Here is a 3,204-nt window from a genome sequence, read left to right on the forward strand (position 1 = left end):
GAGACACACCCGTTATAGGGTCAAGCGAACAAGTGCATGTGGTGGATGCCTTGGCGATCACAGGCGATGAAGGACGCGGTAGCCTGCGAAAAGCGGCGGGGAGCTGGCAAACGAGCTTTGATCCGCCGATGTCCGAATGGGGAAACCCACTCCGTATGGAGTATCCATGACTGAATACATAGGTCATGTGAAGCGAACGCGGTGAACTGAAACATCTAAGTAACCGCAGGAAAAGAAATCAACCGAGATTCCCAGAGTAGTGGCGAGCGAAATGGGACCAGCCTGCATTCTTTATTCTTGCTGTTAGCCGAGCGCTCTGGAAAGTGCGGCCATAGCGGGTGATAGCCCCGTAGGCGAAAACAGCGAGAAAGAACTGGGTATGCGACAAGTAGGGCGGGACACGTGAAATCCTGTCTGAAGATGGGGGGACCATCCTCCAAGGCTAAATACTCGTGATCGACCGATAGTGAACCAGTACCGTGAGGGAAAGGCGAAAAGAACCCCGGGAGGGGAGTGAAACAGATCCTGAAACCGCATGCATACAAACAGTCGGAGCCTCGCAAGGGGTGACGGCGTACCTTTTGTATAATGGGTCAGCGACTTACATTCAGTGGCGAGCTTAACCGATTAGGGCAGGCGTAGCGAAAGCGAGTCCGAACAGGGCGATCCAGTCGCTGGGTGTAGACCCGAAACCAGGTGATCTATCCATGGCCAGGATGAAGGTGCGGTAACACGTACTGGAGGTCCGAACCCACTGACGTTGAAAAGTCAGGGGATGAGCTGTGGATAGGGGTGAAAGGCTAAACAAACCTGGAAATAGCTGGTTCTCTCCGAAAACTATTTAGGTAGTGCCTCGTGTATCACCTTCGGGGGTAGAGCACTGTCATGGTTGAGGGGTCCATTGCGGATTACCTCGCCATAGCAAACTCCGAATACCGAAGAGTGCAATCACGGGAGACAGACATCGGGTGCTAACGTCCGGTGTCAAGAGGGAAACAACCCAGACCGCCAGCTAAGGTCCCCAAATATGGCTAAGTGGGAAACGAAGTGGGAAGGCTAAAACAGTCAGGAGGTTGGCTTAGAAGCAGCCACCCTTTAAAGAAAGCGTAATAGCTCACTGATCGAGTCGTCCTGCGCGGAAGATGTAACGGGGCTAAGCCATATACCGAAGCTGCGGATGCGTGCTTGCACGCATGGTAGGAGAGCGTTCCGTAAGCCTGCGAAGGTGCACCGGAAGGTGTGCTGGAGGTATCGGAAGTGCGAATGCTGACATGAGTAGCGATAAAGGGGGTGAAAGGCCCCCTCGCCGTAAGCCCAAGGTTTCCTACGCAACGTTCATCGGCGTAGGGTGAGTCGGCCCCTAAGGCGAGGCAGAAATGCGTAGCTGATGGGAAGCAGGTCAATATTCCTGCACCGGCGTGAAATGCGATGGGGGGACGGATCGCGGAAGGTTGTCCGGGTGTTGGAAGTCCCGGTCGCTGCATTGGAGAAGGTGCTCTGGCAAATCCGGGCACGCAATTCAAGGGTGTGGCGCGAGCTTCTTCGGAAGCGAAGCAACTGGAAGGGGTTCCAGGAAAAGCCTCTAAGCTTCAGTTTCACGTTGACCGTACCGCAAACCGACACAGGTGGGCGAGATGAGTATTCTAAGGCGCTTGAGAGAACTCGGGAGAAGGAACTCGGCAAACTGGTACCGTAACTTCGGGATAAGGTACGCCCTGGTAGCTTGATGCGCCTGCGCGCAGAGGGTGAAAGGGTTGCAATAAACTGGTGGCTGCGACTGTTTAATAAAAACACAGCACTCTGCAAACACGAAAGTGGACGTATAGGGTGTGACGCCTGCCCGGTGCCGGAAGATTAAATGATGGGGTGCAAGCTCTTGATTGAAGTCCCGGTAAACGGCGGCCGTAACTATAACGGTCCTAAGGTAGCGAAATTCCTTGTCGGGTAAGTTCCGACCTGCACGAATGGCGTAACGATGGCCACACTGTCTCCTCCCGAGACTCAGCGAAGTTGAAGTGTTTGTGATGATGCAATCTCCCCGCGGCTAGACGGAAAGACCCCATGAACCTTTACTGCAGCTTTGCATTGGACTTTGAACCGGCTTGTGTAGGATAGGTGGGAGGCTGTGAAGCGTGAACGCCAGTTTGCGTGGAGCCGTCCTTGAAATACCACCCTGGTTTGTTTGAGGTTCTAACCTTGGTCCGTGATCCGGATCGGGGACAGTGCATGGTGGGCAGTTTGACTGGGGCGGTCTCCTCCCAAAGTGTAACGGAGGAGTACGAAGGTACGCTAGGTACGGTCGGAAATCGTGCTGATAGTGCAATGGCATAAGCGTGCTTGACTGCGAGACTGACAAGTCGAGCAGGTGCGAAAGCAGGTCATAGTGATCCGGTGGTTCTGTATGGAAGGGCCATCGCTCAACGGATAAAAGGTACTCTGGGGATAACAGGCTGATACCGCCCAAGAGTTCATATCGACGGCGGTGTTTGGCACCTCGATGTCGGCTCATCTCATCCTGGGGCTGTAGCCGGTCCCAAGGGTATGGCTGTTCGCCATTTAAAGAGGTACGTGAGCTGGGTTTAAAACGTCGTGAGACAGTTTGGTCCCTATCTGCCGTGGGCGCTGGATATTTGAAGGGGGCTGCTCCTAGTACGAGAGGACCGGAGTGGACGAACCTCTGGTGTACCGGTTGTCACGCCAGTGGCATCGCCGGGTAGCTATGTTCGGAAGAGATAACCGCTGAAAGCATCTAAGCGGGAAACTCGCCTTGAGATGAGATATCCCCGGGGCTTCGAGCCCCTTGAAGGGTCGTTCAAGACCAGGACGTTGATAGGTCAGGTGTGGAAGCGCAGTAATGCGTTAAGCTAACTGATACTAATTGCCCGTAAGGCTTGATCCTATAACCGGTGTGTTTTGCGATGACCGTTAGTGCTTCAGCACTTACGGGCATCCCACCCTGCGCAGCAGGGCACGCAATGCACGATGGTTGAGAGATCGATGTTGTGCCGGACAACACACCCCATACCCTTTACGCTTCTTCCCGATTGGCTGCGGCGCACCACGATGCGACGCGGCAACCCGTCATGCCTGATGACCATAGCGAGTCGGTCCCACCCCTTCCCATCCCGAACAGGACCGTGAAACGACTCCACGCCGATGATAGTGCGGATTGCCCGTGTGAAAGTAGGTAATCGTCAGGCTCCT

2 rRNA genes are annotated in these 3,204 nt (G+C 54.5%); both read left to right on the plus strand.

Going from position 1 to position 3,204, the window contains the following annotated elements:
• Positions 1–18 precede the first annotated feature (18 nt).
• Positions 19–2,899, plus strand: a 23S ribosomal RNA gene (locus VSR68_RS42280).
• Between the two features lie 187 nt (positions 2,900–3,086).
• Positions 3,087–3,200 (plus strand): 5S ribosomal RNA (gene rrf / locus VSR68_RS42285).
• Positions 3,201–3,204 lie beyond the last annotated feature (4 nt).

The sequence above is a fragment of the Paraburkholderia phymatum genome (genome assembly GCF_038900715.1).
Taxonomy (GTDB): Bacteria; Pseudomonadota; Gammaproteobacteria; order Burkholderiales; family Burkholderiaceae; genus Paraburkholderia; species Paraburkholderia phymatum_A.